Annotated in this window: 3 protein-coding genes and 1 pseudogene; 3 read left to right on the forward strand and 1 reads right to left on the reverse strand. The window is 58.4% G+C overall.

Annotation, left to right across the window (positions count from 1 at the left end):
- Window positions 1-53 precede the first annotated feature (53 nt).
- From AC1DSG_RS28345 to pepN, 3 genes are read left to right on the forward strand one after another with little or no spacing between them, the layout of a single operon-like run.
- Window positions 54-314: a YeaC family protein gene (locus AC1DSG_RS28345; RefSeq protein WP_477793829.1), complete on the forward strand. Its 261-nt coding sequence runs from the start codon at window positions 54-56 to the stop codon at window positions 312-314.
- Entirely contained in the window at window positions 311-1141 is an 831-nt protein-coding gene (locus AC1DSG_RS28350) for a DUF2797 domain-containing protein (RefSeq protein ID WP_477793831.1), read from the forward strand. The genes AC1DSG_RS28345 and AC1DSG_RS28350 overlap by 4 nt, the downstream gene beginning before the upstream one ends.
- Before the next feature lie 10 nt (window positions 1142-1151).
- On the forward strand, window positions 1152-3809 hold the full coding sequence (gene pepN / locus AC1DSG_RS28355; protein WP_477793830.1) for an aminopeptidase N: 2658 nt from the start codon (window positions 1152-1154) through the stop codon (window positions 3807-3809).
- 203 nt (window positions 3810-4012) lie between these two features.
- On the opposite strand, the pseudogene AC1DSG_RS28360 reads toward pepN, so the two are convergent.
- Window positions 4013-4207, reverse strand: a pseudogene (locus AC1DSG_RS28360) (IS3 family transposase); the annotation flags it as partial.

Here is a 4207-nt window from a genome sequence, read left to right on the forward strand (position 1 = left end):
CCTAAAACAGTTTACCTAAAACAGTTTATGAATTAAAGAGCGCGGAGACCTTGATGTCCTCTTTTAACGAAATGATCAAAAACATCACCCCCGATATCTACCAGAGCCTGAAACTGGCGGTGGAAATCGGTAAATGGGCGGACGGTAACAAGCTCACCGCCGAGCAACGCGAACTGTCGCTGCAAGCGATGATCGCCTGGGAAATCCAGAACCTGCCCGAAGAAGAGCGCACCGGTTACATGGGCCCGCAGGAATGCAGTTCGAAGTCGATCAGCGTGCCGAATATTCTGTTCAAGTCGGATGCCATCCATTGATCGAGATTGGCCGTGGTGCAATCAGTAAAATGTCGGCCCGCCTTGACGGGTCCGACGTGCAGTACGCGTTTCGTCTGGGCGACCTCGAGGTGCCGGTCAATCCAATGATAGGTACCACCGTTCGCCTGGAATACCTGGGGGCGATTCATTGCACCCATTGCGGACGCAAGACCAAAACCAGTTTCAGCCAGGGCTACTGCTACCCTTGCATGACCAAACTGGCGCAGTGCGACATCTGCATCATGAGCCCGGAGCGTTGCCACTTCGACGCCGGCACCTGCCGTGAGCCGGAGTGGGGCCAGACGTTTTGCATGACCGATCACATCGTCTATCTGTCCAACTCGTCGGGGGTGAAAGTCGGGATTACCCGCGCCACCCAGCTGCCGACCCGCTGGATCGATCAAGGCGCCCGTCAGGCATTGCCGATCATGCGCGTGTCCACCCGTCAGCAGTCGGGTTTCGTCGAAGACCTATTCCGCAGTCAGGTGGCGGACAAGACCAACTGGCGTGCCTTGCTCAAGGGCGAAGCGGTGTCGGTGAATCTGGCCGAAGTTCGCGATCAGTTGTTCGACAGCTGCGCCGAGGGCCTGCAAACCTTGCAGGAACGATTCGGCCTACAAGCAATCCAGACGATTGCCGACGTAGAAACCCTAGAGATCCGCTATCCGGTCGAGCAATACCCGGCCAAAATCGTCAGCTTCAACCTGGACAAGAATCCGATTGCCGAAGGCACGCTACTGGGGGTCAAGGGCCAATACCTGATCTTCGACACTGGCGTGATCAATATTCGTAAATACACGGCTTATCAGCTCGCCGTGCATCAGTAAGGACTCCAGCATGCGCACCGAACAACCGAAGATGATTTACCTGAAAGACTATCAGGCGCCCGAGTACCTGATCGACGAGACGCACCTGACCTTCGAGTTGTTCGAGGACCACAGCCTGGTCCATGCGCAACTGGTGATGCGCCGTAATCCCGAGCGCGGCCCGGGCCTGCCGCCGCTGGTTCTGGATGGTCAGCAGCTTGAGCTTTTGGCGGTGACCCTGGCCGACCGCGAGCTGAGCGACGCAGACTATCAACTGACTGAGAACCACCTGACCCTGCACCCGACCAGCACCTCGTTCACGGTCGACACCAGCGTCAAGATCCACCCGGAAACCAACACCGCGCTGGAAGGCTTGTACAAATCCAGCGGCATGTTCTGCACCCAGTGCGAGGCTGAAGGCTTCCGCAAAATCACCTATTACCTCGACCGCCCGGACGTGATGAGCAAGTTCACCACCACGGTGGTCGCCGAACAGCACAGCTATCCGGTGCTGCTGTCCAACGGCAACCCGATTGCCAGCGGCCCTGGCGAAGACGGCCGGCACTGGGCGACCTGGGAAGACCCGTTCATGAAACCGGCGTACCTGTTCGCGCTGGTGGCCGGTGATTTGTGGTGCGTCGAAGACACCTTCACCACCATGACCGAGCGTGCCGTGGCATTGCGCATCTACGTCGAGCCGGAAAACATCGACAAGTGCCAGCACGCCATGAACAGCCTGAAGAAGTCGATGCGCTGGGATGAAGAGGTCTACGGCCGCGAGTACGACCTGGACATCTTCATGATCGTCGCGGTCAACGACTTCAACATGGGTGCGATGGAAAACAAGGGCCTCAACATCTTCAACTCCAGCGCCGTGCTGGCCCGCGCCGAAACAGCGACCGACGCCGCGCACCAGCGTGTCGAAGCCATCGTCGCCCACGAATACTTCCACAACTGGTCGGGCAACCGCGTGACCTGCCGCGACTGGTTCCAGCTGTCGCTCAAGGAAGGTTTCACCGTGTTCCGCGATGCCGGGTTCTCCTCGGACATGAACTCGGCCACGGTCAAGCGCATCCAGGATGTGGCGTACCTGCGCACGCACCAGTTTGCCGAAGACGCCGGCCCCATGGCCCACGCCGTGCGCCCGGACAGCTTTATCGAGATTTCCAACTTCTACACCCTGACGGTGTACGAAAAGGGCTCGGAAGTGGTCGGCATGATCCACACCTTGCTCGGGGCCGAAGGCTTCCGCAAAGGCAGTGACCTGTATTTCGACCGCCACGACGGCCAGGCCGTGACCTGTGATGACTTCATCAAGGCCATGGAAGATGCCAACGGTGTCGACCTGACCCAATTCAAACGCTGGTACAGCCAGGCGGGTACGCCGCGGCTGGCGGTGAGCGAGTCTTACGATGCAGCGGCGAAAACCTACAGCCTGACCTTCCGTCAAAGCTGCCCGGCAACTCCGGACAAAGTTGAAAAACTGCCGTTCGTGATTCCGGTGGAGTTGGGCCTGCTGGATTCCAAAGGCGCGGCAATTGCCTTGCGTMTGTCCGGCGAAGCCAGCGCTCAGGGCACTTCGCGGGTGATCTCGGTGACCGAAGCCGAGCAGACGTTCACCTTCGTCGACATCGCTGAACAGCCGTTGCCTTCGCTGCTGCGTGGCTTCTCGGCGCCGGTCAAACTGAGCTTCCCGTACAACCGCGATCAACTGATGTTCCTGATGCAGCACGACAGCGATGGCTTCAACCGCTGGGATGCCGGTCAGCAACTGTCGGTGCAAGTGCTGCAAGAGCTGATTGCCCAACATCAAGCCGGCGAAACGCTGGTGCTGGATCAGCGCCTGATTGCTGCCCTGCGCACCGTGCTGTCGGACGAGACGCTGGATCAGGCCATGGTCGCGGAGATGCTTTCGCTGCCGGGCGAGGCCTATCTGACTGAAATCAGCGAAGTGGCTGATGTCGATGCGATTCATATTGCGCGCGAGTTTGCCCGCAAGCAATTGGCTGAAGGGTTGTTCGAGGCGCTGTGGCTGCGTTATCAGGCCAACCGCGACCTGTCGAAGAAAACCCCTTATGTGGCCGAGGCCGAGCACTTTGCTCGCCGGGCGTTGCAGAACATTGCGCTGTCGTACCTGATGCTCAGCGGCAAACCTGAAGTGTTGGCGGCAACGCTTGAACAGTTTGAAACCAGCGACAACATGACCGAGCGCCTGACAGCRCTGGCGGTGTTGGTTAATTCGCCGTTTGAAGCAGAGAAGGCCAAGGCGCTGGCGAGTTTTGCCGAGCACTTCAAGGACAATCCGCTGGTCATGGATCAGTGGTTCAGTGTTCAGGCGGGCAGCACGTTGCCGGGTGGTCTGGAGCGGGTGCGTCAGTTGATGCAGCATCCGGCCTTCAACATGAAGAATCCGAACAAAGTACGGGCGCTGGTCGGTGCGTTTGCCGGGCAGAACCTGATCAACTTCCATGCGGCTGATGGCTCGGGGTATCGCTTCCTCGCGGATCTGGTGATTGAGTTGAACGGGTTTAACCCGCAGATCGCTTCCCGGCAGTTGGCGCCGCTGACGCGCTGGCGCAAATACGACGATGCGCGTCAGGCGTTGATGAAAGGCGAGTTGGAGCGCATTCGTGCTTCGGGTCAGCTGTCCAGCGATGTGTTTGAAGTGGTCAGCAAAAGCCTGGCCTGAGTCTGGCGTTTCTCCCTCAGGGTCTACTCGGGCCCTGTGGGAGCTGGCTTGCCAGCGAAGGCGGCCTGAAAGCCGACCATTCTCTTAATCGGTGTACATATCCATTCCTGCGGTAACGGCCGCTAACGGTTTCGCTCTTACAGCGAGTCCCTTTTGGCAAACGCGGTACGTGTCAAGGTACCTGTCGCCTTGTCTTACAGTTGCTAGCCCGTTGCGCTCTTAATTTCAGGGCGCTCTGGGTTTAAATACACAGCATCTGCCAACTTCCAGTTGCGTGTTCGAGTGCTCCAGCGGCTCGGATTAGCCATAAAGCATTGCTCTAGCTTGTAATAGAGAGCTTGTAATAGAGCCGTTGCTTTGCCTTCGTGCCGCTGGTTTGGCGTCACGTATTTCAGGGC

This window comes from Pseudomonas sp. P5_A12, from assembly GCF_056400685.1.

Coding starts and splice junctions, on each gene's coding strand:
- AC1DSG_RS28345 (WP_477793829.1), top strand. CDS start 54: ATGTCCTCTTTTAACGAAATGATCAAAAACATCACCCCCGATATCTAC.